The organism is Sphingobium agrisoli (assembly GCF_041877245.1).
GTDB lineage: Bacteria > Pseudomonadota > Alphaproteobacteria > Sphingomonadales > Sphingomonadaceae > Sphingobium.
Genome location: NZ_JBHDJI010000002.1, coordinates 152,289 through 176,026 on the forward strand (window position 1 = coordinate 152,289; position 23,738 = coordinate 176,026).

Consider the following 23,738-nt stretch of genomic DNA (forward strand, 5'->3'; position numbering starts at 1 on the left):
CGCCCCTTCATTGCAAAAGGTCCGGGATGCGCTCGAAAATCTCGCGCGTAAAATCGGCGATCAGCACCATGATCGACCCGCCGAAGATCACCAGCATCGTGCCCACCACCAGCAGCTTGGGGATGAAGCTCAACGTCTGTTCGTTGATCGATGTCGCCGCCTGAACCATGCCGATGACGAGGCCCGCGATCAGCGCCGGGATCAGGATGGGCGCGGCGGCGAGCGCCGTGATCCACAGCGCCTGCTGGGCGAGGCCCATGAAGAAATCGGCGTTTTCCACAGCTCCCGACCTCAATCCGTTGGGTTCGAGCCTGTCGAGAACCCGCGCGCGACGGTTCTCGACAGGCTCAAACTGAACGGATGAAGGGGCACAGGTCCGCTCATGTCGCGAACGACCCCGCCAAACTCCCCATGGTCAGCGCCCATCCGTCGACCAGCACGAACAGCAGCAGCTTGAACGGCATGGAGATAATCGTCGGCGACAACATCATCATACCCAGTGCCATCAACGTCGACGCGACGACAAGGTCGATGATGAGGAACGGCAGGAAGATCATGAAGCCGATCTGGAACGCGGTCTTGAGTTCGCTGGTGACGAAGGCCGGCAGCAGGATCGAAAAGGGTATGTCGGCGGGCGTGCGGAAAGCGGGCGCCTCCGCCAGATTGGCGAAGAGCTTCAAATCGCTCTCGCGCGTCTGCTTCGTCATGAAACCGTGCAGCACCTTGCCCGACCGGCCGACCGCTTCCTCGATGCTGATCTGACCTTTGCCATAGGGGTCGAAGGCCTGCGCGTTGATCGTGTCGATCGCCGGGCGCATCACGAACAGCGAGAGGAACAGCGCGAGCCCGACCAGCACTTGGTTTGGCGGCGTCTGTTGCAGGCCCAGCGCCTGTCTCAATAACGACAATACGATGATGATGCGGGTGAAGCTGGTCATCATGAGGATCAGCGACGGCAGCACCGTCAGCAGGCTCATGAGGATCAGGATTTGCAGAGAGAGCGACAGCGAACGCCCGTCGCCCGACACTTGACCCAGCGCCCGGCTCAGCGCGCCGCCATTGTCGACCGGCGGGGCAGCGGGAACGGCCTGCGCGAAGGCGGGAACTGCCATCATCAAAAGAAAAAGCACAGTCATTCCCGCGAAGGCGGGAATCCATCTCCCGCTCTTGCGCTGGGACGGCACGTCAGCGCAGGCGGGCATTGTCGCCTTCTGCGATCTTCTCGATCCGGCCGCGCGTGACCGCGACCAATATCTTCTTCCCCTCGAATTCCACGACGGCCAGCTTGCCGAACGCCCCCATCGGCAGCGCCTCCAGCAGTTTCAGCGACCGGTCACCCTGCCCGGCCATCATGCCGGGCTGGTACTTGCGCCACAGCCACAGCGCGCCGAACGCCATGCCGCCCACCAGCGGCAGCAGGATCAGCAGTTTGACGAAATACCAGACCATGGGGAAATCCCGCCCGCGACTATGGTTAACTTCAAACCCCTGCGATCCGCAGTTTCACGGGCAAAGGCAAGCGCAAAATCAGCGGCGCTCGATCCCCGCCAGCCGGTTCTCGGTCGCGGCGATATCGACGATACGGATGCCATAGCGGCCGTTGACCGTCACCACCTCCCCCTTGGCGATCAGCGCGCCGTTGACCATGATGTCGAGCAGGTCGTCCGCCTGCCGGTCCAGTTCCACGATGCTGCCTTCGGCCAGGTCCATCACTTCGGCTAGGCGCAGCGAGGTCGAGCCGACCTCCACCGACATGCGGACCGGGATGTCGGCCAGCAGCTTGAACTGGCGATTGCTGGTCATCCGGCTGACCGGGTCTTCGGCCCGCTCGATGCGTGGGGCTTCGCTCATGTCGCTCATTGGTCGGGTTCCTGTGCAAGCTTTTCAATCTGGAAGGCGGCGCGTCCGTCCTGTTCGCCGATCGTGCCATGGGCGACGATGCGGTTGCCCACGATCAGGGGCAGAGACCGGCCGATGGTGACGGGGATGACGTCGCCCACCTTCAATTCCATCAGGTCGGCGATCGAGAGATTGGGGCGCGCGAGCACGGTGCGCGCGGGCAGGCGGATGTCGCGCATCCGCCGCGCGATCCGCTGCTGCCAGATGGGATCGCGATGTTCGTCGTCCGTGGGGATGCTGGTCCCGGTCAGCGCCTCGACGGCGCGCAGCGCCGCCAGCGGGAACAGCACGTCGATCGGCCATTCCTGCTCGCGCGTCAGCGATACGGTGAAGCGCTGCAAGACCATCTGGTCCGCCGGCTGCCCGGCGGCGGCATAGCCCACCCCCGTCTCGCGCAGGATCAGGCCATGCTCCAGCGGCAATATGTCGGTCCAGGTATCAACCAGCTTGGCCGCGATCGTGTCGGCAAGGCGCGCGATCAGCCGGTCCTCGGTAGGCGTGAACTCGGTGCGCGCGGGCAGCGGCCGGTTGCCGATCCCGCCATAGAAGCAATCGACCAGCGTCGATATCATGCCGGCGTCCATCCGCAGCAGCATCTGTCCCTTCAGCGGCATCATGCGGTAGATGGACAGGCTGCAAAAGGCCGGCACTTCGGCCGACCATTGGCCGAATTCCAGCACGCGCGTGTCCTGCGCGGCGACATGCGGGCGCACGCCCGCGACCGGCTCGATCAGGGCACGGATGCGCCGGCCGAGCTTTTCGGCCAGCCGGTCCAGTCCCGACAGCATGATCGGCGCCTGCGCTTCCCCGCACCCGAAGGCGTAGGTCTGTACCTCGGTCATTTCAGTCCCCTGCCCCGATCGGATCAGGGGACGTCCCGATCCTTTCCAGACAGGGCCATAAATAACGAAAATGGTAAAATTCCGGTTAAACCGCCCGCGCCGGGCGGCCCCGTCACTGGATCACGAAATTGGTGAAATAGACATTGTCCACGCCGCCATAGCCGGTCTTCTGCTTCAGCACGTCGTTGACGATATCCTTGATCTTCTTCTGCAACCCCTGCTTGCCCTGTGGCGTGTCGAGCACCTGCTGGGGCTGCTGCGCCAGCATCAGAAGCACCTGGCTGCGGATCGGCGTTTCATGCTGCTTGATCGCGGCGATCACGCGATAATCATAATAGGTCGATACCGCGATGCTGATCTGGGCGAAGGCGTCGGTGTCCGACATGTTGGACGTAAAAGGCGCCTGAAGCTGGAAGTAGGTCGCCTGGTAAGCCGCCGGATTGGCCGGCGCGGGCAGATCGATGCCGTGGCCCGGCGCATGGCCCGCGAGCGCATGGGCGCTGCCGCCGCCCTCATGACCGCCACCACCACCCTCGCCGCCGCCTTCGCCGGCCCAGCCGTGGGCGGTCGCGATCGCCTGCGAGTCTTCCCCGGCAAGCACCAGCACAGGCTTGTTCGGATCTTCCTTGGGGCCTTCCTCCTTGGCGCTGAAGAAACCGGCGGCATAAAGCCCGCCGGCAGCCCCCGCGCCGCCGACGACGATGCCGACGACCAGCAGCAGGATCATCTTCATGCCCCCGCCTTTTTTCTTCTTGCCCTTCGGCTCGTCGCTCATCGGTCTTGTCCCCCGGAATTAGCGATCACGCATAGCGCGCGCGCGGCAGGTCCGTAGCGGTTGCGCCACCCTGTTCATGGTTAAGAACGGCAGCATCGCCGCCCCCTTTATGGGGAAGGACGATATTTTCCCGCGCGCGCCCGCGCCCGTGCGGATGGGATTGGGCTTGTGCCTGAGCTTGGGCTTGGCCGGAGGACTGACCCTGCCCTTGAGGGCTGGACTGCGGCCCCGCGCCATCGTTGCGCGCACTTTCGGCCGCCGGCGCGCGTTCGACCCGCACCTCGCTGATCCGCACCGCCGACAGCCCTGCATCGAGCTTCAGTCGGTCGCTGTCCTGCCGCAACGCCTGTTCGGCAAGATCGCTCGCGACCGTCAGGCTGACCGCCGCCCCGTCCGCGCTCTGGCGGATGTCGACCTGGATGGGGCCGAGCTGCGCGGCATCGATCTGGAACCGCCCCCGCGCGCCATGCGCCGACAGGCCCGCAATCTCGCGCGCCAGTCCGTCGATCCACTGTCCCGAAACGCCGATATCCACCACCTGCGCGCCAAGGCTGGCGGACAGATCGACGGTCGCCATCGGCGCGGGAACGGACTGCGCAACCTGCGGGATCGACGGGACTATAGCAGCCGGTGTCGCGGCGACTGGCAGGCTCTCGCCGCCCTGCACCGACGCCAACGGGTCATGTTCGACCGCATCGGTCCCGCCAGTTTTGACATGATCGCGCACCATTTGCAGCAACGCGGCGGCCTCCGCCGGAGGCAGCGGCTTTGCGTCGATCCTGGCTGTGTCCGCGGCTGCCGGCGATGCGAGCGAAGGCCCCGTATCGCTGGCGTGTCCCTGTGCCGCTACTGCGGCGGGTTCGGATGGAGCGCCCTCGCCTGACGCCGCATCGGGCTGCGACGATGGCGACGTGATCAGGAACGGCGAAACCGGCACCACCGTGGTCGGGGCATTGGACGATTGCGGCGCCTGGGTCCGGTCCTCGTCCAGCGCTTCGGCCCCATCGGCTTGCGCCTCGGATTTCCGATCCGCCTCGATCTCGGCAGGCGGAGCGTCGCTGGCGGAAGGGCCCGGCTCCCGCCGGATCTTTGCAGGGTGGGTGGGCTTATGAACCTTCGCCCCTGTATGCACAGGGGCGGCATCCCCTCCTTCGTCCAACGCCTGCGCCGGGCTTGGGTCAGCCGGCGCCGGTCGTTCGTCGGTCGGAACCGCAGCCACTGCGCCCTCTGCTCTCGCAACAGCCCTTTGAGGCCGAGGCGCATCCTGCGCGAGCACGGACAACGCCGCTTCACTCGAAGCTGCCGGCGCTGATGGTGCAGCCGACTGCACCGACTGTCCTTCCGGCGCCACGGGCTGCACCGCCTCCCCGCTCGGCAGCGCAGCGACTGTCCCCCCGGCCACGGACGTCGGTTCGTCCGCCGCTTTGGGTGCCGCCGCACCCTGCGCCGTCGCCATGAGCGCCGAAAAGGCCGGCCCCGCGCCGGCGTTGCGCTCGGCCGGTGTAGCGCCGCCGCGCGGCAGCCCCAGCATCGCCTTCAAGCCCGTCAGCACCGTCATGCTCATGCCTCTCCGCCCCGCTGCATCCGCCGATAGCGCGGCAGCGCGGCCAGCTTGTTCTCGCGCCATTCCTCCAGCGCCGCCCGGGCGCGGTCCTTGAGGCGTACGGCGATTTCCTTCTCGCGGTTGGCGGCCAGCGTCAGCCCCTCCTGCGCCTCCACCCGCTTGTTCGCATCATAGAGCGCGCCGTCGAGTTGCCGCCCCGCCTGCTCCAGCCGGGTCGCCAGCTCCTGCATCGCCGCAAAGGACGCGCCGGTCGCCGCCCCCTGCGTGGCGAACAGTTCGGCGCGCACCGCCCGAAGCCGCTCGATATTATGAGCGATGCCGTTCGCCTCGTCGCGCGCGCGCGCCGTGTCGGCGACCGCCATCGCGTGCTGCACATGGCGCACGCGCAGCACCCGATGCCGGCGGGAAACCAGCCCCTTCATTCGGCAAAGCCGGCGATCAGCGCGTTGGCGCTGGTGTCAAGGTCGATGCGGCTTTTCTGGTCCTGCCGGATGAAATCGAGCACTTCCTGCCGACGCCGCACCGCCTCGTCGATGACGGGATCGTTGCCGGGCCGATAAGCGCCCATCAGGATGAGGTCGCGATTTTCCTCGTAGGCGGCCCAGAGCCTGCGATAGCCCGCCGCCGCCTGCCGATGATCGTCGCCCACCACATCGGCCATGACGCGCGACAGGGACTTGCCGATGTCGATCGCCGGGAAGATCGCCTGTTCGGACAGCGACCGGGACAGCACGAAATGCCCGTCCACGATCGCGCGCGCGGCGTCCACGATCGGATCGTCGGTGTCGTCGCCGTCGGCCAGCACGGTGTAGAGCGCGGTGATCGATCCGCCGCTGCGCGTGTCCACGCCGGCCCGTTCGACCAAACGCGGGATCAGCGCCAGCGCGGAGGGCGGATAGCCCTTCATCGCGGGCGGCTCGCCCAACGCCAGACCGATCTCGCGCTGGGCATGGGCGCAGCGGGTCAGGCTGTCGATGAGGAGCAGCACCTTCTTGCCCCGCGCGCGGAAATATTCGGCGATGGCGGTCGCGCGCGCGGCGGCGCGCAGGCGCAGCACCGGCGGATGATCGGCCGGCACGGCGACCACGACGCTCTTGCCCATCGTGTGCTTGAGCTTGGTTTCAAGGAAATCGCTGACCTCGCGGCCGCGCTCGCCGATCAGGCCGACGACGACCACATCGGCTTCGGCCCCGGCGATCATCTGGCCCATCAACACCGACTTGCCGACGCCCGACCCCGCGATGATGGCGATGCGCTGGCCGCGCCCTGCGGTCAGCAGCGCGTTGACGGCACGGACGCCCAGATCGAACGGCTCGGTCACCCGGCCCCGATCGAGCACATTGCCCTTGACCCCATTGAGCGGCCAGCTTCCCCCGGCGATGATCGGCCCCTTGCGGTCGAGCGGCTGGCCCATCGCGTCTATGACCCGGCCGATGAGGCCATCGCCGACCTGCACCATGTTCGCTTGGCTGTCCGGCTCGACCCTAATGCCGCTTTCCAGCGGCGCGTCGGCGTCGAGCGGCACCAGCAGCGTGCGATCGCCGCGAAAGCCCACCACCTCGGCCCGGCAAACCGACCCGTCGCTCGCCAGCACCCGCGCGCCCGATCCGATCGGACGGCGAAAGCCGGTGACTTCCAGCATCCCCGCATCATGGCTGACGAGGCGTCCGACATGGCGCGGCGCCCTGTTCTGCACCTGCAAATGGTCGAACAGCGTTTCCGCCTGACGCAGCGCCGCCTGAATCATGCCTTGCCTTCCATGTCGTCCAGCAAGGCGCGCAGCCGTGACAGCCGCACGTCCGGCCCATCCTCGACCCATCCGTCGGCCGTTTCGAGGCGCACGCAACCGCGCTGCATCGCCTTGTCCGCCACCATCGGCACACCGATCGCCTCGTTCTTCAGCAGTTCGACGTCGTCGGGATGCAGATGCAGCGCGCTGCGATCCTGGTTGCTCTCGATAAAGGCGGCTACGGTGTCGCAGCGCTGCACCAGCCGCTCCATGTCGATCTCGACCTCGCCGACGATCTGCTCGACCAGCCGGACGACGGTGGCGGACAGCATGGTGGACAGCATCCCGCTCGGCGCGGGGGCCAGCAGCTCCAGCGCTTCGGCAAGGCGCGCCTGCGCCTCCCCCTCCTCCGCCTGGGCCTGCGCCGTGACACGGCAGCCTTCGTCAAAGCCCATGGTGAAGGCTTCGATCCGCGCCTCTTCCAGCACATCGACCGGCTCTACGGGCGTCAGTTCACCACGCAACGCAGCGGTCTGCTGCCCGGCCGGCGCAGTATAGAGGCTGCGAAAGCCCCCCTCCGCCGGTCGGAAACCGGCGACCGCCACCGGCGCGACATCCTGCACCGCTTCAGCGCCCCAAACCCTAGACATAGTCATTGCCCTTGCCGCCCAGCATGATGGTGCCGGCGTCCGCCATGCGGCGCGCGGTCGCGATGATCAGCTTCTGCGCGTCGATCACCTCGGCCAGGCGGATGGGGCCGCGTTCCTCGATCTCGTCCGCGATCGCCTGCGCCGCGCGGGCCGACATGCAGCTGAAAATCTTGGCCTTGAGCATATCGTTCGCGCCCTTGAGCGCCACGACCAGCACGCTGCTGTCGATCGTGCGCATCAGCGTGCCCAGATTCTTGTCGTCCATGTCGATCAGATTGTCGAAGACGAACATCTCCTCCTCGATCGTCTGGGCGATCATCTTGTCCCGCTTGGCGACGGCCTTCATGATCCTCTGCTCATTGTCCTTGCGGACATTGTTCATGATCGCGGCCGCCTCGACCGTGCCGCCGCGCTGCGACGCCGCGCCCTGCTTGCCCACCGGGCCGCGCAGCAGCAGCGTCTCCAGATCCTCCAGCGCCTCGTTGGAGACCGGCCCGAGCGTCGCGATGCGGTAAACGATCTCCTCCTGATAATCGACCGGCAGCAGTTGCAGCACGTCGGCCGCGACCGGCGCTTCCAGATGGGCCAGCACGATCGCCATAATCTGGGGATGCTCCGCCTCGATGAGGGCGGCGATCTCCTTTGCGTCCATCCATTTCAGCATTTCGAGCTGGGTAGAGCGGGTCGGCGGGGTGATGCGCGCCAGGATGGTCTCGGCCCGCTCCTCGCCCAGCGCCTTGGTCATCGCGCCACGGATATGGCGGGTGGCGCCATAGCCGATGGTGGTGCGCTTCTTCGCCTTGTTGACGAAATGGTCGAGCGCTTCGTTCACTTCTTCCGGCTCGACATCCTGCACGTCGTACATGGCGTAGCCCAACTGCCGCACCTCGTCGGGTTCCAGGCGGGACAGGATCTGCGCGGCTTCATCCTCGTTGAACAGCATCAGCAGGACGGCGGCGGCGGCGCTGCCCTTGAGCGCCTCGGGACGACCGGGGACGATCTCAGGCATTTTCCTTTTCCTTCTTCGCTTCCTTCAGCAGGTCGCGGACGACCAGAGCGGCGCGATCCGGGTCTTGCTTGACGAAATTGCGGATCAGCTCGGCCCGCTGGGCATAGTCGTAGGTCGAAGAGATCATGTCGAGCGTGATGGTCTGCTCGCCATTCTCCTGCGTCGACGGGACGGTCTGCTTGCGGATTTCCGACGAGATTTCCCGGCCGATCGCCTGGCCCTGCTCCGCCCGTTCGGTCGCGGCGGCCTCCTGTGCGGCGGCGCGGCGCTTGAGCAGCGGGCGGCCGATGCCGAAGATCACCAGCAGCGCGACAAGCAGCGCCGACACATTGCGCGCCAAGGGCGCGATCCAGTCGGCCTCATACCAGGGAACGACCGGCGTCTCTGCCTTCACGAAGCTGCGGGAGGACAAGGCGACCACATCGCCGCGCGCCTGATCGAAGCCGACCGCGCCCTTCACCAATGCTTCGAGCGCGGCGATCTCCTGCGCCGAACGCGGCTTGCCGTCCGCGCCATTGTCGAGCGCGACCGCGACCGACAGCCGCTTGACCGTGCCGATGGCGTCCTTGGTGACGGAGACTTCGCGGCCAAGCTCAAAGCTGCGGTTGAACGTTTCTTCGGTCTTCATCAGGGGGTTGGGCGGCGTGCCCGGCGTCTGCGCGCCATTGGCCGCTGTCTGCCCCTGCACGACGGCCTGGCCGTTGGGGTTGGTCTGGGTGACGGTCGGGTTGACCGGCGCCTGGTTGCTGAGCGCGCCCGGAATGCCGGACGCTTCGCCCGCGCCCTGCCCACGCGGATCGGACGCCCATGTGCCCTGCTCTGTGCGCAGCCGCGCCTCATCTTGAGGATAGGTTTCGCGCGTGGCCTGACGTTCGGCGAAGTTGAGTTCGGCATGAACCTCGGCGGAAAACTTGCCCTCCCCCAGTATCGGGGTCAGCAGCGCGATCACCGACTGGCGATAGCGATCCTCCATCCGCGACTGGATGGCGAGCTGGCGGTCGTCGGCGGCATTGCTGTCATTGTTGCTGATGAGCCGGCCATTCTGGTCGACCACCGAAATATCCTCGGGATTGAGTTCGGGGATGGACGACGCCACCAGATGCACGATCGCGCTCACCTGCGCGTCGGTCAGGCTGCGGCCCTGCGCCAGGCGCAGCATCACCGACGCGGAGGGCTTGGCCCGGTCGCGCAAAAAGACGCTGGGCGGCTCGACCGCCAGATGCACCTTGGCGCTCTCGACGCTGTCGATCGCCTCGATCGTGCGGGCGAGGTCGGTCTCGCGCGCGGAGCGCAGCTTCTCGCCCTCGACCGCGCGACTCGCACCCATCGGCAGGCTATCGATCATGCTGTTGCCGTCGGGCGCGCTTTTGGGCAGCCCCTGCGCGGCGAGCATCATCTTCGCCTTGAAATAATCGCCTTCGCCGACCGTCATCGCGCCGCTATTGTCGAAATCATAGGCGATGCCGTTTTGATCCAGCACCTGCGCGACAGCCGACTTGTCGGCATCCGGCAAGGCGCGGAACAGGTCGCGCTGCGGCGGTTCGCGCAGGGCGAGCCACGCCGCACCGGCCACGGCGACCGTGCCGAGCAGGCCGATCAGCGGCAGGCTCTTCGCCACGGCGGGCTGCCTGATCAGGCCGGTGAAGCGCGCCTTGATGGCGTCGAACCCCTTGGCCCCCGCGCCAAAGGGCGCGGCGGCGGCGGGAAGGGCCGGGGCGGCAGTGCCGACGGCGGTGGAGAGGGCGTTCTCGCTCATCGATTAAACCGGCATGCTCATGATGTCCTTGTAGGCGGACAGAAGTTTGTTGCGGACCTGAAGGGTCGCCTCGAAGCTGACCGACGCCTGTTGCTTGGCCAGCATGACGGCGGCGATGTCGGTGGTCTCACCCCGCTCGAACGCGGCGGCGGCTTCGCCCGCCTGGTTCTGGAGGCCGTTCACCTGATTGAGCGCGCTGTTGAGCGCTTCGGTGAAGGCGCCGGGTCGGGCGCTTTCCTGCGCGCCGCCCGCACCCGCCGCCGCGCCGGCATTGCCGGACTCGCTGATGTCGCGCAGCGTCGCATTCTTCTGCAGGATGGCGTTGCGGATCGCCATCACGCTGTCGGTCGGGGACAGGCCGTTGATCGCCATGGGTCAGCCCTCCCTTACGCCGCCGCCAGCTCGCGCATCTCGGCGAGCCGATAGCGCAGCGTGCGTTCGGAAATGCCGAGCTTGCGCGCGGCGGCGGCGCGGTGGCCGTCGGTTTCGCGCAGCGCGATGCGGATCGCCTCCAGCTTGGAATGGCGCGCGACATCGCGCAGCCGGATCGGCGCGGCAGGCGTGACCAGCGCCACCGGCGCAACGATCGGTTGAACAGCCTGGGGCGCGGCGCTGATCATCAGGTCGTCCGCCTCGATCCGGTCGCCGTCGCGCAGCACCAGAGCGCGCTGGAGCACATTGCCCAGTTCGCGGGCGTTGCCGGGCCAGCCATGGGCGCTGAGCTTGTCGACCGCCTCGGCGGTCGGCCAGACGAAGCCGGCCCTGCCCATGTCCGACAGGCGCAGCAGCATCGCGGCGGCGATGGCGCTGATGTCGCCCCGGCGCTCGACCAGCGGCCGCAGCTCCAGCGGCATGACGTTCAGGCGCCAGTAGAGGTCTTCGCGGAAACGGCCGGCGGCGACTTCCTCGGCAAGGTTGCGGTTGCACGCCGCGATCACGCGGACGTTGACCGGAACCGGGTGGGTCGCGCCGACGGGCAGCACTTCGCCCTCCTGCAACGCGCGCAGCAGCTTGGCCTGGAGCGCCAGCGGCAGCTCGGCGATCTCGTCCAGGAACAATGTGCCGCCATGGGCCGCCAGGAACAGCCCTTCGGACGCATTGGCAGCGCCCGTGAAGCTGCCCTTGCGATGGCCGAACAACATCGCCTCCATCATGGTTTCGGGCAGAGCGGCGCAATTGACCGCGATGAAGTCGTGGGTCGAGCGGCCCGACCGGGCATGGAGGAAGCGCGCCATGCCTTCCTTGCCGGTGCCGGTGTCGCCCTGGATCAGCACGGTCGCGTCGCTGCGTGCAACCCGGCCGGCGAGCGTCATCAGCCGCGCGCTGCCATTGTCGCCCACGGCCGGAACCGAAGCCGGCCGCGCGAGTTCAGCGATCAGCGCAAAGGCGAAACCCATGTCGCCCATGCCGAACGCGACTCGAGCCGGCAGGCCGTTGGCGGCCGGCAGCAGCGACGGGGCACCATTAACGATGGTGATGAGGATGTCGCGATGGGTCGCATGACCGATCTCGGTCGCCACCAATATGCGGCGGTCGTCCTTGCCGCGCGGGCTCGCGGCATCCACAATCCGAACTGCGTAAAGCGCATTTTCGAGCCAGTGCTGCAAGCCCGGAACGAGCGCACAGACGCCACGGCTCACGTCAAGCGATGACATGAGTTTCAACCCCAATATTTGGCTGGCTTGTACCCCCGTACGCCCCAAGCCCCTTCGATAATTAACTTTTACCCTGTCCGTGGTTATCAGAAGGTTAATTCGCATTGCCGCTTGCCGGCCGGCGGCAATTTATTTCCGGTGGAAACGGCAAAATATCCGGCTTCAGTCTTACGCGCGCGCGTAAGCGTTTGCCCGCCCACGCGAATCACCCCCCCTATCCGGCAAAAAAATCGCGGCGCCGCTAAAAGCCGCCGACGCCCCGCCGTTATCCCCTTCGAGGCCGCAAGCACACTGATAGCAGCGACCTGATGATGAACGGAAAGGGAAGATCATGACTGTTATCGGAACCAACTCGTCGGCGCTGCGTGCGGCCAACGCCTCCACCATGGCCGGCAAGGCTCTGTCGACCGCGATGGAGCGCCTCTCCACCGGCAAGCGCATCAACAGCGCGAAGGACGACGCCGCCGGCCTCGCCATCGCCTCCAGCATGACCGCGCAGATCCGCGGCATGACCCAGGGCGTCCGCAACGCCAACGACGGCATCAGCCTGGCGCAGACCGCGGAAGGCGCGCTCGGCGAAGTCAGCAACATGCTGCAGCGTATGCGTGAACTGACCGTCCAGACGCTGAACGGCACCAACGATGCCGATGCTCAGGCGAACATCCAGGCGGAAATGGACCAGCTGTCGACCCAGATCACCGACACGCTGACCAACACCGAATTCAACGGCACCAAGCTGTTCGACGGTTCGACCGCCTCGGTCGACATCCAGGCAGGCGCCAATGCTTCGGACGTGGTCACGATCACGCTGGACGACGTGCTGGGCGACGCCGACGTGACCGCCGCTCTCGCCGTCGACGCAACCGCTTCGACGACCGCCGACCTCACCACCTTCGACGACGCGCTGAAGGCGATCGCGACGACCCGTGCGAACCTCGGTGCGGTGCAGAACCGCCTCGAATCGACGGTCAACAACCTGACCAACAACATCACCAACCTGACCGATGCCCGCAGCCGCATCGAGGACGCGGACTTCTCGTCGGAAACCACCGCCCTCGCCAAGCAGCAGATCCTGAGCCAGGCGTCGACGGCGATGCTGGCGCAGGCCAACCAGAGCCAGCAGGGCGTGCTGAAGCTGATCGGCTAAGCCCAACGAAATTGGGCGGGTGAGGTTTTGGTCACCTGACATCCGTCCAAGTGGCCCCCGGCGCATCAACAGTCCCCACCGCGCCGGGGGCGACACCTTCGATCGAACGACCAGAGTTTGAAGCCTCCGTCCCCCCGGGCGGAGGCTTCTTCGTCTCGCCGCAAGCGAACAGATCGCATGGATACAAGGCTTGGCTTGGCCGTTTCCGCCGTCCATGATGCAATCCATGACCGAAATGAACCGGCGCGCTCTGCTGGCCGCCGCCTCCGCCGCGCTGCTGCGTCCCGACCATCTGTTCGCGCAAACAGGCGAAGGGCCGTTTTCCTGGGAACGGTTGGTCGCGCTCGCCCAGCAATCGTCCCGCGCGCCCTTTCGCGAAACCCCTGCCCATCCCGGCGCGGCGAAGGTCGATTATGACGCGCTCCACGCCGCCCGCTTCCGGGATGAGCGCACGCTCTGGGGCGACCGCCCCGGCGCGACGGGCATCCGCTTCTTCCCCCTGTCGGTCAACGCCGCCCAGCCGGTGACGATCGCCTCGGTAGAGAAGGGCCGCGCCACGCCGCTGCGTTATGATCCCGCCATGTTCGACATGCCCGCCGGCAATGCGGTCGCGGCGCTCGGAGCCGATGCGGGCTTTGCCGGCTTCCGCATCATGAACGCGGCGCGCGACGGCGACTGGCTGTCCTTCCTCGGCGCCAGCTATTTCCGCGCCCCCAGCCCGCGAAAGCAGTTCGGCCTCTCCGCCCGCGCCATCGCCATCAACACCAGCCTGCCCGGACGGGAGGAATTTCCCCGCTTCACCCATTTCTGGCTGGAGCGCGTGGGCGACGCCAGCGTCACAGTCTATGCCCTGCTCGACGGCGCATCGATCACCGGAGCCTATCGCTTCGCCAGCAGCCTCGGGCCGGACGGCGTGCGGCAGGACGTGACCGCCGCCCTCTTCCCCCGTCGCCCGATCGAGGAACTGGGGCTGATGCCGATGACCAGCATGTTCTGGTACGATCAGGCGAACCGGACCCAGGGCAGCGACTGGCGACCCGAGATACACGACAGCGATCTGCTCTCCATCGCCAGCGCGGACGGCACCGCCCATGCGCGGCCCATCATCAATCCGTCAGCCCCGCATTTCAGCGCGTTCCAGGAAACCAGCCCCAAAGGCTTCGGGCTGCTCCAGCGCGACCGCGATTTCGATCATTATCAGGATGACGGCGTCTTCTACGACCGCCGCCCTTCGCTCTGGACGACCCCGGCCCGGCCGCTGGGCACGGGGCAGGTGCGGATCTACGCCTTTCCGACCGACAGCGAATATGTCGACAATGTCGCGGCCTACTGGACGCCCGATGCGCCGGTACGGCCCGATCGGCGGGTCGACGCGGCCTACCGGCTCGACTGGAGCGCGGCCCGCGCACCCGCCGGCACCGGCACGGCGATCGTCGAAAATGTCTGGCGCGGCCGGGGAAGCCAGCCCGGCCAGGACAAGCTCGTGGTTGATTTTGCCGGCCTTCCAGCGCGCGTGAAGCCGGACCTTTGGGTGGACGCGGGCGACGCGCGCATCGTTAAAAGCGCCGGCTATCCGGTCCTCGGCCGGGACGGCCTCTTCCGCGTCGTCCTCGACATCGAACGCCCTGCCGGCAAAGCGGCCGACATCCGGGTCCAACTGCGCGCCGGCAATCGTGCGTTCAGTGAATATGTGCACTACCCGCTCGGCGCTTGATGGGAACCGACAACGCAACGATCGGTTCTGAACGCGGATCAGTCGGATCGGAACAGGCTCATGGGAAATGGAAGCGGGCCCGCGGCAACCGCCGCCGAAGATAAGCCATTGGCGCGCGCCTTCGAATCCGTGCCGGCGGAAGCACCGATCGCCATGCCGGAGCAGGATTTCCGCGCCCGCCCGCCGCTCATCGCTCCCCGGCCGCTCAACATCGACATCTGGGCGCGGCGGCTGCTGGTCGTCGCTCTCGCCATGCTGCCCGCCGCCATGGCCGCGCATGAGATGCGTCGCTCGATCGGCCTCGACGGCATCAGCGCGATGGAGGGCGTCTATCTCGCCCTCTTCGTTTCGCTCTTCGCCTGGATCGCCTTCGGCTTCGCCACCGCGACCATCGGCTTCCTCCTGCTGACGCTCGGCGGCGGGCGGAGCGTCGCCCCGCGCCCGCTCCACGCATCGGAACCGCTGCGCGGCCGCACCGCCATCCTCCTCCCCGTCTGCAACGAGGATTTTCTGGGCGTTCTCGGCCGCCTGTCGATCATGGAGCGTTCGCTATCGCAGGTGATGGGCGGCGAGCGGTTTGAATTCTTCATCCTCTCCGATTCCAACGCCGAAAATGGCGAGAGCGAGCGGCGCGCCTACCAGGAAATGCGCGGCTCCTTCTCGCGCCCCGTCCATTATCGTCGCCGCGCGCTCAACATCGGGCGCAAGCCAGGCAACATCGCCGAATGGGTTCGGCGCTTCGGCGGCGGCTATGACTATATGGTCGTGCTCGACGCCGACAGCGTAATGAGCGGTCAGACCATGGCCCGGCTCGCCGCCGACATGGCGCGGCATCCGCATGTCGGCCTGATTCAGACCGTCCCCACTGTCATGGGCGCCGCGACGCTGTTCGCGCGCTGGCAGCAATTCGCCAGCCGTCTGTTCGGCCCGATCTCGGCCGCCGGCATGATCTGGTGGGCGGGGTCAGAAGGCATGTTCTGGGGCCACAACGCGATTGTGCGCGTGCGCGCCTTCGCGGAAAGCTGCGGCCTGCCCGAACTGCCCGGCCGCGCGCCCTTTGGCGGTCACATATTGAGCCACGACATGCTGGAGGCCGCGCTGCTGCGCCGGCGCGGCTGGGACGTGCATATGGTCACGGCCGACGACAGTTTCGAGGAATTCCCGCCCTCCATGCCCGACCTCTTCACCCGCGACCGCCGCTGGTGCCAAGGCAACATCCAGCATGTCCCGTTGCTGGTGCGGATAGCGGGGCTGCATCCGGTCAGCCGCTTCCAGTTGCTGGTGGGGGCGAGCGCCTATTGCACGTCCCCCATGTGGCTGGCGCTGATCCTGGTGGTGCTGGGCGGCGCGGCCAGCGGCTTGTGGCCCGCCGCCGCGATCCTGCCGTCCGGCGGCCTGCTGGCGGTGACGGCGGTGCTGCTGTTCGGACCCAAAATCCTGGCGATCCTCTGGGCGATGGCGGACCCGGCGCGCCGCATCGGCTTTGGCGGCGCGGCGCGCATGACGCGCGGCGTGATGGCCGACATTCTCCTGTCGATCCTGATGGCCCCGGTCGCGATGCTGACCCAGACGATCAACCTCGTCACGATCCTCATGGGCAAGAAGGCGAGCTGGAACGGCCAGACCCGCGACCGCGACGGCATGGCGATCGGCAGCGCGATCTGGCTGTTCAAATGGCATATATTGTTGGGTGTCGGCTTGAGTCTGCTCGCGATCGAGGCCGGCGCGCTCGGCTGGACTCTGCCGGTCGTGATCGGCCTGTTCGCCGCCCCCCTTCTCGCCGCCGTCACCGCCCGCAAGGATCTGGGCCGCAAGGCGGAGCAACGCGGCCTCTTCCAGGTCGCCGATCCCTGGTGGCGGACCCAGAGCTACCGCCCCTTGCGCTTCCGCTGGCCGACCGGCGAACGTCGCCCGGCCATCGCCGCGAACGACGAATAAGATTATTCGACCCCGGATGTCGGGCTTCTCATCCTCTCCCTTGCAAATTGTAAGCAATACATACAATGTGGAGGGGAGAGGATGAGCCATGACCTGGATTCGCAATCGTTGGTATGTCGCCGCCTGGGATGCGGAGGTCGATCGTACGCCTACCGCCCGCATGATTTGCGGCGAACCCCTCATGCTCTATCGCAAGCTCGACCGCAGCGTCGTTGCGATGCGCGACGCATGCCCCCACCGGCTGCTGCCGCTGTCGATGGGATTCAAGGAAGGCGACTCCGTGCGCTGCCGCTATCATGGCCTGCTGGTCGGCGCGGACGGGTGCGCCACCGAAATGCCGATCAAGACCGAAAAAGTGCCCAAGGGCCTGTGCGCCACCCTCTATCCCGTGGTCGAGAAGCATCGGTTCGTCTGGATATGGATCGGCGAGGCGGAGAAGGCCGATCCCGCGCTGGTTCCCGATTTCTGGCCGTGCAGCACACCCGGATGGACGTTCGATGGCGGATATAAGCGCGTCGAATGCGATTATCGGCTGCTGATAGACAATCTCATGGACCTGACCCATGAAACCTGGGTGCACCAGGGATCGATCGGCCAGCACGAGATAACCGAAGCCGCGATCGAAACGGTGGTCGAGGGCGAACAGGTCCTTGTGCGGCGCTGGATGCCAGGTATCGAGCCGCCACCCTTCTGGCGCGACGCCCTTCGATCCACCGGCCTCGTCGATCGCTGGCAGGTGTGCCATTTCCTGCCGCCATCGTCGGTGCTGATCGACGTCGGCGTCTCCCCTGTCGAGGCGGGCGACACGATCGAGCGGCATGATTCGGGGGTGCGCGGCTTCGTGGTCGACGCCATGACGCCGGAGACCGAAAGCTCGACCCACTATTTCTGGGGCATGGCGCGCAATTTCGATATCGACGATCAGGGCTTTACCGCGCGCTTCAAGGCGCAGCAGGGCCATGTGTTCGACGAGGATGTCGAAGTGCTCGAAGCCCAGCAGCGCAGCATTGGCGCCAATCCCGACATGAAGCTGCGCGGCTATTCGATCGACGAAGGCAGCACCCGCGCGCGCCAGATCATCACGCGGCTGATCCGCGCCGAGGCGGTTTGAGCGGGCCGATCGGACGCGGCGACCTGGACCATAATCTCGGGCTGCGCCTCCGCCGCGCCCACAGCGCGGTGCAGCGCCATTTCGCCGATCATTTCGCCGATCTCGGGCTGACCCAGAAACAGGTGTCGGTTCTCTGGCTGACCGGCGACCATCCCGACCTGGCCCAGCGCGATCTGGCGCAGGCCATGGACATGGACCGCGCCACGACAATGGCGCTGGTTCACGGCCTGGAAAAGCGCGGATTGCTCTCGCGCAGCCCCTCCACGACCGACGGCCGGCGGATCGCCTTTCGCCTGACCGACGCGGGCGCGGCGCTGCTGGCGGACGCGAAGCAGGCCGTCGCAACGCATGAGGCTTGGCTCAAGGGCCGCTTTACCGCCGCCGAGCTTTCGATGCTTGAGGAAATGCTAGCGCGCATCTATCGTTAGACTGTTCTACAACATAACGATTTCTGGAGCAGGACATGGCCGCGACCGACCCGCGTGACCTGATCGATCAACAGCCTATGTCACGCTTCCAGTGGGGCGTCGTCGCGGTCATGGTGGGCCTCAACGCGCTCGACGGGTTCGACGTGCTGTCGATCAGCTTTGCCTCGCCGGGCATCGCGCAGGCATGGGGCATAGACCGGGCGGCGCTCGGCCTCGTCCTGTCGATGGAACTGGTGGGCATGGCGGCTGGGTCGCTACTGCTCGGCGGGGTCGCCGACCGGGCAGGGCGGCGGGCGACCATCCTGCTGTGCCTCGGCATCATGACCGCCGGTATGCTGGGCGCAGCGACCGCGTCGTCGGTGATGATCCTGTCCGGCTGGCGGCTGCTCACCGGGATCGGCATCGGCGGGATGCTCGCGGCCACCAACGCCGCCGTCGCCGAAGCGTCCAACGCGACACGCCGATCCTTGGCTGTGGTGCTGATGGCGGGCGGTTATCCGGTCGGCACGATCGTGGGCGGATCGATATCGGCGCTGCTGCTGGCGCATTATGACTGGCGCGCCGTGTTCCTGTTCGGCGCAGTCTGTTCGGTGCTCTTCATCCCGCTGGTGCTGTGGCGCGTGCCCGAGTCGGTCGCTTTCCTGATGCACAGGCGACCTCCCGATGCGCTGCCCCGGATCAACGCGATCCTGGCGCGCATGGGCCGCCCGCCAGTCGATGCGCTGCCCTCCGCCGAACCCGTCCACCGCAAGCTGCCGATGGCGGCGCTGTTCGGCCCCGATCTGCTTCGCCCCACACTGGCGCTGACGATCGCCTATCTCGCCCACATCATGACCTTCTATTTTATCCTCAAATGGATTCCCAAGATCGTGGTCGATATGGGCTTTCCCGCGCCACAGGCCGCCGGCGTGCTGGTGTGGGCGAGCGTCGGCGGCGCGACCGGATCGGTGCTGCTGGGGCTGATGAGCGGGCGCATCCGGCTGCTGCCGCTGACCGCCTTCGCGATGCTGCTCTCGACCCTGCTGGTCATCCTGTTCGGCCGGGGCCAGGCGGACCTGACCGCTCTCTCCACCATCGCGGCGCTCGCGGGCTTCGCCACCAATGCCGGCGTGGTCGGTCTATATGCCCTCATTGCCCAGGCGTTCCCGACCCAGGTGCGGGCGACGGCCACGGGGTTCGTGATCGGCGTCGGGCGCGGCGGATCGGCGCTCGCCCCTGCCCTTGCCGGTTTCCTGTTCGCGGCAGGCCATGGGTTGCAGACAGTGGCCATCCTGATGGGGCTGGGGTCGCTGGTCGCAGCGCTCACCCTGTTTGCGCTGCGCCGGTCGGTCGCGGCGTGAGTCAGGAACCCACCAGAGATGTCCGCTTCATATAGGCGCGCAACGCCGGATCGGCGACGCATTGATAGGAAGTGGCGTCCTTCGTCGGTCCCTTGCCATCGTACCGCGCCGCCTGCGGATAGGGGCAGAGCTTGCGCGTGAACGCCTCGCGCCCGTCCTCGATCTTCGCGGCGACAAGCGATGCGGGCGCCTTGCCCTTCTCCACCCAGCCGATCAGCGCCCAGAGCATGTCGCGCGACGCATCGCCCGGCACAGTGCGCTGGCCCGATCCGCCGACCTGGTCCGCGCCCGCCCCCCCGCCGCAATGATAGACGCCCGGCGCCATGAACAGCCGCACCGATTGGCCGAGCGCGTCCACCCCGCCCTGCGCGCGGGCGAGCGCGGCATAATAGTCGATCGTCGGCCCGGCATTGGTCGACGGGTCGGCCCAGCCTTGCCACAGGATCGTCTTGCCGCCGCGCCGCACGAACGGCGCGATGGAGACCCTGTCGGCGCGCAGTTCGGGCATGACGCGATTGGCCTGCGCCAGATCGCGCGCTTGTCGGAAGCTCTCCTCGTTCCAGTCCGGGTCGTTATAGACCCCGTCCGCCCACATCGCGCGCAGCAGCGGCGATGGCGGGCCGGGGCGCGTCCGCACGCCGGGGAAGAGGCCGTCGTCCATCAACCACCCCTTCTCGTCCCGCATCGGCGCGACGATGCTTGCCAGCATCGCCAACTTGGGCGCTGTGAGGCAGCCGTCCGCCTGACCGGGCTTGCAGAGCAGCGCCTTGGGCTTGAACCGGCAGGCGAGCGGGCTGGAAATGATGCCATCCTTTACCCCATCGTCGCCGTCGCAGGCCGCGACGGCCGCCTTCTCATAAAGTGACCAGTCGGCATCGGTCGGCGCCGCGTCGGGCTTGCCCTTCTGCGCCAGCGCGAACCAGAGCATCCGCACCGATTGCAGTGGCATGTAGGGGCCGGGCGCGCCGGCGATCACCCCGTCATAGTCGGCAGGGTAGTTCTGCATTTCCTTGAGCGCCTGCCGGCCGCCCCCCGAACAGCCCACGAAATAGCTGCGGTCCACATCGCGACCGTAGAAGCGCGCCGCGAGCACCTTGGCCGCCGTCGCGGTCAGGTGGACGGCGCGATGCTCGTAATCGACGCGCGCCTTGCTGTCGGCCATCCAGCGCGCCTGCGTCGCCTTGTGCCCGCTGTCGGTGGTGACAGTGGCGAAGCCCTCGGCGATGCGGCGGCTCATGTCGACATAGTTATAGATGCCGGCGTCGCCGCCCACGCCGGCCCCCAGCAGCCGCCCGTTCCACTCGGCGGGCAACCACAGCTCGAACCCGATATTACCCTCGATCGTCCCTTCGACCCGGCAGAAGGGGCGCGACAACGGCTCGGGGCGATAGCCCTTCTGCTCGGTCGGGGCGATCCACCCCTTCTCTTCGATCGGCGTCGCGCGCACGACCACGCCGCGCGGATGCGCGCCAGACAGCGCCGCACACCCCGCCAGCGCGGCAGCGATCGCCGCCGCCATCAGAATTTGACCAGCGCGGTCAGCGCGAACATGCGCGGGATCGGGTTGGCCGACTGCGGGTCATAGCCGTTGGTCGTATTCACGAAGGGCGGGTCTTCGTTGAACAGGTTCCGCACGTCGAACGACAAAGTGACATTCTTCGTGACGTCATAGCCCAGCAGCAGGTCGAACGTGTCGTAATTGCTGACCTGCTGCACCGGCGTCACCGTATTGTTCACATAACCGGCAAGATGGTTCCAGGTCAGGCGCGAGCGCAGCCCGCCGATCTTCGCGCCGATGTCCGCCTGGGTGCGGAACTTCTGGGTGAAGCCGAACGTGTCGAGCACATTCCGAAGCCCCGCGCCCGGCACCGCCTCGAACCGATAATCGAGCAGATAGGTGCCCTGGATGCTGCTGTCGAGTTCCACCCCGCCCCAGTTCCAGCGATAGCTGGCCGCGAAATCCAGCCCGCGCATCAGCGACGTGCCCAGATTCTGCCGCCGCCCGTCCTGGATGTAGGTGACGAGCGCCGGGTTGATCTGCGCGTTGATCGGCAGGCCCGATGCGATCAGCGCATCGACCTCCGCGCGGGTCGGATTGAACTGCACGAAGGGCGCGTAGATCGGGTTGGTCAGCAGCCCCGGCGTACCGCGCAGCGCCTGGATCTGGTCGCGATAGTCGATGCGGAAATAATTGAGCGAGGCGGTGAACCCCGGGATCTTGGGCGGCGTCACCTCCACGCCGAGGGACCAGGTGGTCGCCTTCTCCGGCGTCAGGTCGGGATTGCCGCCGGCGATGCCGATGCCCTGAAGATTGCCGTTGGGACCGGGCAGCGTGTCGAAATAAAGTCCCGCTCCGCCGCCCACGGTCGATACTTCGGTGAAGGTCGGCGCGCGGAAGGATGTGCCATATGTGCCCTTGAGCACCAGCCCTTCCCAAGGCGAATAGGTGACGCCGATCTTGGGATTGGTGGTGCTGCCGAAATCGCTGTAATTCTCATGCCGGGCGGCGATGCTGAGCGACAGCCGCTCCAGACCCGGCCCGCCATTGCCGCTGCCCACCAGGGGCACGAACAATTCGGTGAAGATCGCGTCGACGTTTCGACTGCCATCGTCGGTCACATGGTTGGCGGCGGTCGACTGGCCGATGAACAGGTCGGTATAGGTATATTCGACCCGATGCTCCGCGCCGATCGCGATGCGGACATTGCCGCCCGGCAGGGTGAAGAGCGTGCCGTCCATCTGGCCGTTCAGCACCTCCAGCCGCGTGCGGCCGGTGATGACGAAATAATTGTCGGTGATGCGCGCCAGCGTGGCGGGATTGTTCGGCCCGCCGAACACGTTGAGCGCGGTCGCCGGGTTGGTGTCGGCCAGCGCCGCGTTGAGCGCCGCGCCGTTGACGCCCGACCGGCGGCGATCGGCCACTTCGCTCGATTTGCCATAGGCGTAATAGACCGTGCCCTTGAAGTCGCCGAACAGGTCGGCCTCCACCCCGCCGCTGAGGTTCCAGGTGCTGGCGCGATAGGGGTTGGGCAGCGTGCCGAGATCACCCAGGAAATTGGTCTGCACCGTCACCGACTGCGCGCCCGCTACCGGCGAGACGAAGAAGGGATTGGTGCGCGGCACCGTCGCGTTGACGGTCGAATTGAACAGCAATGTGCCGCTGCGCCGCGACCAGAAGCCGTCGGCGAACAGGCGGATGCCATCGGTGATGTCCTGGCTCGCCGCCGCGACCACGCTCCAGCGCTCCTGCTCCGGGATCACCTGCTCGATGTCGCGGAATTCGCAGCGGTTGCTGGTGCCGGGGACGAGCGCTCCGACATTGGCGGCCGTGACCCCACCAGCCGGTATCGCATAGGTCCGCCCTCCGGCGGTCAGCGTGCCCGGCGCGCAGTTCATGCTGCGAAGGTCGCGCCCGCCCCGGTCGCGATTATCCTGCCGATAGAAATCGAGGTCCGATCCCATGAGGTTGTTGTTCCGGGCATATTCGCCCGCGGCCATGATCCAGCCGGTCGACCATTTGCGGCCGGCGAGCAGCGAAATCTGCTGCTCATTATAGCCTTCTTCGGTGAAGCCGGCGCGAGCGCGCGCCTCTAGCCCGTTGAAATCCTTGCGCAGGATGAAGTTGACGACGCCCGCGACCGCGTCCGACCCATAGACGGCGGAGGTGCCGTCGGCGACCACCTCGATCCGGCTGAGCGCGATCGAGGGGATGGCGGACGGATCGGTGAACTGGCCCTGCGTCCCCTGCGGCGGCAGGCGCTTGCCGTTATACAGCAGCAGCGTCGCGTTGGTCGACAGGCCGCGCAGGTTGATGCCCGCGCCGCGCGTGGCGTTCGCCGCGCCGTTCTGTGCCGTGCCGCCCGCGCGGTTCGCGCCCAGCGAGACGACCTGCGGCACGCGGCGCAGCAGGTCGTTGGTGGAGACGACCGGCTCTTCGAGAATTTTCTGCGAATCGATCGCGATCACATTCGATCCCACCGGGTCGATGCCGCGAATGCGGCTGCCGGTGACGATGATGTCCTCGGTCGTGGGCGCTGCCGCCGCATCCTGCGCCGCAGCCGGCACGGCGATCCCCATCGCCAGGCTGCCAAGGGCGGAACAGGCGAGCCATTTGCTCGCCGGACGGGTGACGAACCTCTTCATATTTCCCTCTCCTTTGGCCCATCCCGCCTTGTCATGCG

22 protein-coding genes are annotated in these 23,738 nt (G+C 66.9%); 6 read left to right on the plus strand and 16 right to left on the minus strand.

Features of this window, described 5'->3' with window-relative positions:
• Positions 1-7 precede the first annotated feature (7 nt).
• The 14 genes from fliQ to ACETPF_RS05105 all read right to left on the minus strand — a co-directional run bounded on the left by fliQ (position 8) and on the right by ACETPF_RS05105 (position 11,879).
• A complete protein-coding gene (gene fliQ, locus ACETPF_RS05040; RefSeq protein ID WP_373933216.1) occupies positions 8-280 on the minus strand; it encodes a flagellar biosynthesis protein FliQ in 273 nt (90 codons plus the stop codon).
• A 100-nt stretch (positions 281-380) separates the two neighbouring features.
• Positions 381-1,115: a flagellar type III secretion system pore protein FliP gene (fliP, locus tag ACETPF_RS05045; RefSeq protein ID WP_373933217.1), complete on the minus strand. Its 735-nt coding sequence runs from the start codon at positions 1,113-1,115 to the stop codon at positions 381-383.
• A 70-nt stretch (positions 1,116-1,185) separates the two neighbouring features.
• The gene (locus ACETPF_RS05050; protein ID WP_328280989.1) at positions 1,186-1,449 is read right to left on the minus strand and encodes a FliO/MopB family protein; all 264 of its coding nucleotides are present in this window, start codon (positions 1,447-1,449) and stop codon (positions 1,186-1,188) included.
• Between the two features lie 78 nt (positions 1,450-1,527).
• On the minus strand, positions 1,528-1,860 hold the full coding sequence (fliN, locus tag ACETPF_RS05055) for a flagellar motor switch protein FliN (protein WP_373933218.1): 333 nt from the start codon (positions 1,858-1,860) through the stop codon (positions 1,528-1,530).
• Positions 1,857-2,741 carry a flagellar motor switch protein FliM gene (locus ACETPF_RS05060; RefSeq protein WP_373933220.1) on the minus strand — a complete coding sequence of 295 codons (885 nt, stop codon included), beginning with the start codon at positions 2,739-2,741 and terminating at the stop codon, positions 1,857-1,859. The genes fliN and ACETPF_RS05060 overlap by 4 nt, the downstream gene beginning before the upstream one ends.
• A 112-nt stretch (positions 2,742-2,853) precedes the next feature.
• A complete protein-coding gene (locus ACETPF_RS05065; protein ID WP_373933221.1) occupies positions 2,854-3,516 on the minus strand; it encodes a flagellar basal body-associated FliL family protein in 663 nt (220 codons plus the stop codon).
• 25 nt (positions 3,517-3,541) lie between these two features.
• Entirely contained in the window at positions 3,542-5,080 is a 1,539-nt protein-coding gene (locus ACETPF_RS05070) for a flagellar hook-length control protein FliK (RefSeq protein WP_373933222.1), read from the minus strand.
• A complete protein-coding gene (locus tag ACETPF_RS05075) occupies positions 5,077-5,502 on the minus strand; it encodes a hypothetical protein (protein ID WP_373933223.1) in 426 nt (141 codons plus the stop codon). Before ACETPF_RS05075 ends, ACETPF_RS05070 begins: the two co-directional genes overlap by 4 nt.
• On the minus strand, positions 5,499-6,827 hold the full coding sequence (locus ACETPF_RS05080) for a FliI/YscN family ATPase (protein WP_373933224.1): 1,329 nt from the start codon (positions 6,825-6,827) through the stop codon (positions 5,499-5,501). Before ACETPF_RS05080 ends, ACETPF_RS05075 begins: the two co-directional genes overlap by 4 nt.
• Positions 6,824-7,459, minus strand: coding sequence for a FliH/SctL family protein (locus tag ACETPF_RS05085; protein ID WP_373933225.1), 636 nt, complete (start codon positions 7,457-7,459; stop codon positions 6,824-6,826). The genes ACETPF_RS05080 and ACETPF_RS05085 overlap by 4 nt, the downstream gene beginning before the upstream one ends.
• A complete protein-coding gene (gene fliG, locus ACETPF_RS05090; protein WP_373933226.1) occupies positions 7,452-8,468 on the minus strand; it encodes a flagellar motor switch protein FliG in 1,017 nt (338 codons plus the stop codon). Before fliG ends, ACETPF_RS05085 begins: the two co-directional genes overlap by 8 nt.
• Positions 8,461-10,224, minus strand: coding sequence for a flagellar basal-body MS-ring/collar protein FliF (gene fliF, locus ACETPF_RS05095; protein ID WP_373933227.1), 1,764 nt, complete (start codon positions 10,222-10,224; stop codon positions 8,461-8,463). Before fliF ends, fliG begins: the two co-directional genes overlap by 8 nt.
• Before the next feature lie 3 nt (positions 10,225-10,227).
• Complete coding sequence (gene fliE, locus ACETPF_RS05100) at positions 10,228-10,590, minus strand: flagellar hook-basal body complex protein FliE (RefSeq protein WP_373933516.1); 363 nt, start codon at positions 10,588-10,590, stop codon at positions 10,228-10,230.
• A gap of 20 nt (positions 10,591-10,610) precedes the next feature.
• On the minus strand, positions 10,611-11,879 hold the full coding sequence (locus ACETPF_RS05105; RefSeq protein ID WP_373933228.1) for a sigma-54 interaction domain-containing protein: 1,269 nt from the start codon (positions 11,877-11,879) through the stop codon (positions 10,611-10,613).
• Positions 11,880-12,210: 331 nt separating this feature from the next.
• Here ACETPF_RS05105 and ACETPF_RS05110 point away from each other — a divergent pair, with 331 nt between their 5' ends.
• From ACETPF_RS05110 to ACETPF_RS05135, 6 genes are all read left to right on the plus strand, one after another.
• Positions 12,211-13,026 (plus strand): flagellin N-terminal helical domain-containing protein, encoded by an 816-nt coding sequence (locus tag ACETPF_RS05110; RefSeq protein WP_373933229.1) that lies wholly within the window; start codon positions 12,211-12,213, stop codon positions 13,024-13,026.
• Between the two features lie 226 nt (positions 13,027-13,252).
• Positions 13,253-14,740 (plus strand): OpgD/OpgG family glucan biosynthesis protein, encoded by a 1,488-nt coding sequence (locus ACETPF_RS05115; protein ID WP_373933231.1) that lies wholly within the window; start codon positions 13,253-13,255, stop codon positions 14,738-14,740.
• A 60-nt stretch (positions 14,741-14,800) separates the two neighbouring features.
• Positions 14,801-16,678: a glucans biosynthesis glucosyltransferase MdoH gene (gene mdoH / locus ACETPF_RS05120; RefSeq protein ID WP_373933232.1), complete on the plus strand. Its 1,878-nt coding sequence runs from the start codon at positions 14,801-14,803 to the stop codon at positions 16,676-16,678.
• Between the two features lie 88 nt (positions 16,679-16,766).
• Positions 16,767-17,789, plus strand: a complete 1,023-nt coding sequence (locus ACETPF_RS05125) for a Rieske 2Fe-2S domain-containing protein (RefSeq protein ID WP_373933233.1) — start codon at positions 16,767-16,769, stop codon at positions 17,787-17,789.
• Complete coding sequence (locus tag ACETPF_RS05130) at positions 17,786-18,217, plus strand: Saro_0803 family transcriptional regulator (protein WP_373933234.1); 432 nt, start codon at positions 17,786-17,788, stop codon at positions 18,215-18,217. Before ACETPF_RS05125 ends, ACETPF_RS05130 begins: the two co-directional genes overlap by 4 nt.
• A 35-nt stretch (positions 18,218-18,252) precedes the next feature.
• The gene (locus ACETPF_RS05135; RefSeq protein WP_373933235.1) at positions 18,253-19,557 is read left to right on the plus strand and encodes an MFS transporter; all 1,305 of its coding nucleotides are present in this window, start codon (positions 18,253-18,255) and stop codon (positions 19,555-19,557) included.
• Position 19,558: 1 nt separating this feature from the next.
• On the opposite strand, the gene ACETPF_RS05140 is transcribed toward ACETPF_RS05135, so the two are convergent.
• Positions 19,559-21,076 (minus strand): tannase/feruloyl esterase family alpha/beta hydrolase, encoded by a 1,518-nt coding sequence (locus ACETPF_RS05140; RefSeq protein WP_373933236.1) that lies wholly within the window; start codon positions 21,074-21,076, stop codon positions 19,559-19,561.
• Entirely contained in the window at positions 21,076-23,700 is a 2,625-nt protein-coding gene (locus tag ACETPF_RS05145; RefSeq protein ID WP_373933237.1) for a TonB-dependent receptor plug domain-containing protein, read from the minus strand. Before ACETPF_RS05145 ends, ACETPF_RS05140 begins: the two co-directional genes overlap by 1 nt.
• Positions 23,701-23,738 lie beyond the last annotated feature (38 nt).

Coding starts and splice junctions, on each gene's coding strand:
- fliP (WP_373933217.1), bottom strand. CDS start 1,115: ATGATGGCAGTTCCCGCCTTCGCGCAGGCCGTTCCCGCTGCCCCGCCG.
- ACETPF_RS05050 (WP_328280989.1), bottom strand. CDS start 1,449: ATGGTCTGGTATTTCGTCAAACTGCTGATCCTGCTGCCGCTGGTGGGC.
- ACETPF_RS05075 (WP_373933223.1), bottom strand. CDS start 5,502: ATGAAGGGGCTGGTTTCCCGCCGGCATCGGGTGCTGCGCGTGCGCCAT.
- ACETPF_RS05065 (WP_373933221.1), bottom strand. CDS start 3,516: ATGAGCGACGAGCCGAAGGGCAAGAAGAAAAAAGGCGGGGGCATGAAG.
- fliF (WP_373933227.1), bottom strand. CDS start 10,224: ATGAGCGAGAACGCCCTCTCCACCGCCGTCGGCACTGCCGCCCCGGCC.
- ACETPF_RS05085 (WP_373933225.1), bottom strand. CDS start 7,459: ATGTCTAGGGTTTGGGGCGCTGAAGCGGTGCAGGATGTCGCGCCGGTG.
- ACETPF_RS05080 (WP_373933224.1), bottom strand. CDS start 6,827: ATGATTCAGGCGGCGCTGCGTCAGGCGGAAACGCTGTTCGACCATTTG.
- ACETPF_RS05125 (WP_373933233.1), top strand. CDS start 16,767: ATGACCTGGATTCGCAATCGTTGGTATGTCGCCGCCTGGGATGCGGAG.
- fliG (WP_373933226.1), bottom strand. CDS start 8,468: ATGCCTGAGATCGTCCCCGGTCGTCCCGAGGCGCTCAAGGGCAGCGCC.
- ACETPF_RS05110 (WP_373933229.1), top strand. CDS start 12,211: ATGACTGTTATCGGAACCAACTCGTCGGCGCTGCGTGCGGCCAACGCC.
- ACETPF_RS05145 (WP_373933237.1), bottom strand. CDS start 23,700: ATGAAGAGGTTCGTCACCCGTCCGGCGAGCAAATGGCTCGCCTGTTCC.
- ACETPF_RS05105 (WP_373933228.1), bottom strand. CDS start 11,879: ATGTCATCGCTTGACGTGAGCCGTGGCGTCTGTGCGCTCGTTCCGGGC.
- ACETPF_RS05070 (WP_373933222.1), bottom strand. CDS start 5,080: ATGAGCATGACGGTGCTGACGGGCTTGAAGGCGATGCTGGGGCTGCCG.
- ACETPF_RS05135 (WP_373933235.1), top strand. CDS start 18,253: ATGGCCGCGACCGACCCGCGTGACCTGATCGATCAACAGCCTATGTCA.
- ACETPF_RS05060 (WP_373933220.1), bottom strand. CDS start 2,741: ATGACCGAGGTACAGACCTACGCCTTCGGGTGCGGGGAAGCGCAGGCG.
- fliN (WP_373933218.1), bottom strand. CDS start 1,860: ATGAGCGACATGAGCGAAGCCCCACGCATCGAGCGGGCCGAAGACCCG.
- mdoH (WP_373933232.1), top strand. CDS start 14,801: ATGGGAAATGGAAGCGGGCCCGCGGCAACCGCCGCCGAAGATAAGCCA.
- ACETPF_RS05115 (WP_373933231.1), top strand. CDS start 13,253: ATGACCGAAATGAACCGGCGCGCTCTGCTGGCCGCCGCCTCCGCCGCG.
- ACETPF_RS05140 (WP_373933236.1), bottom strand. CDS start 21,076: ATGGCGGCGGCGATCGCTGCCGCGCTGGCGGGGTGTGCGGCGCTGTCT.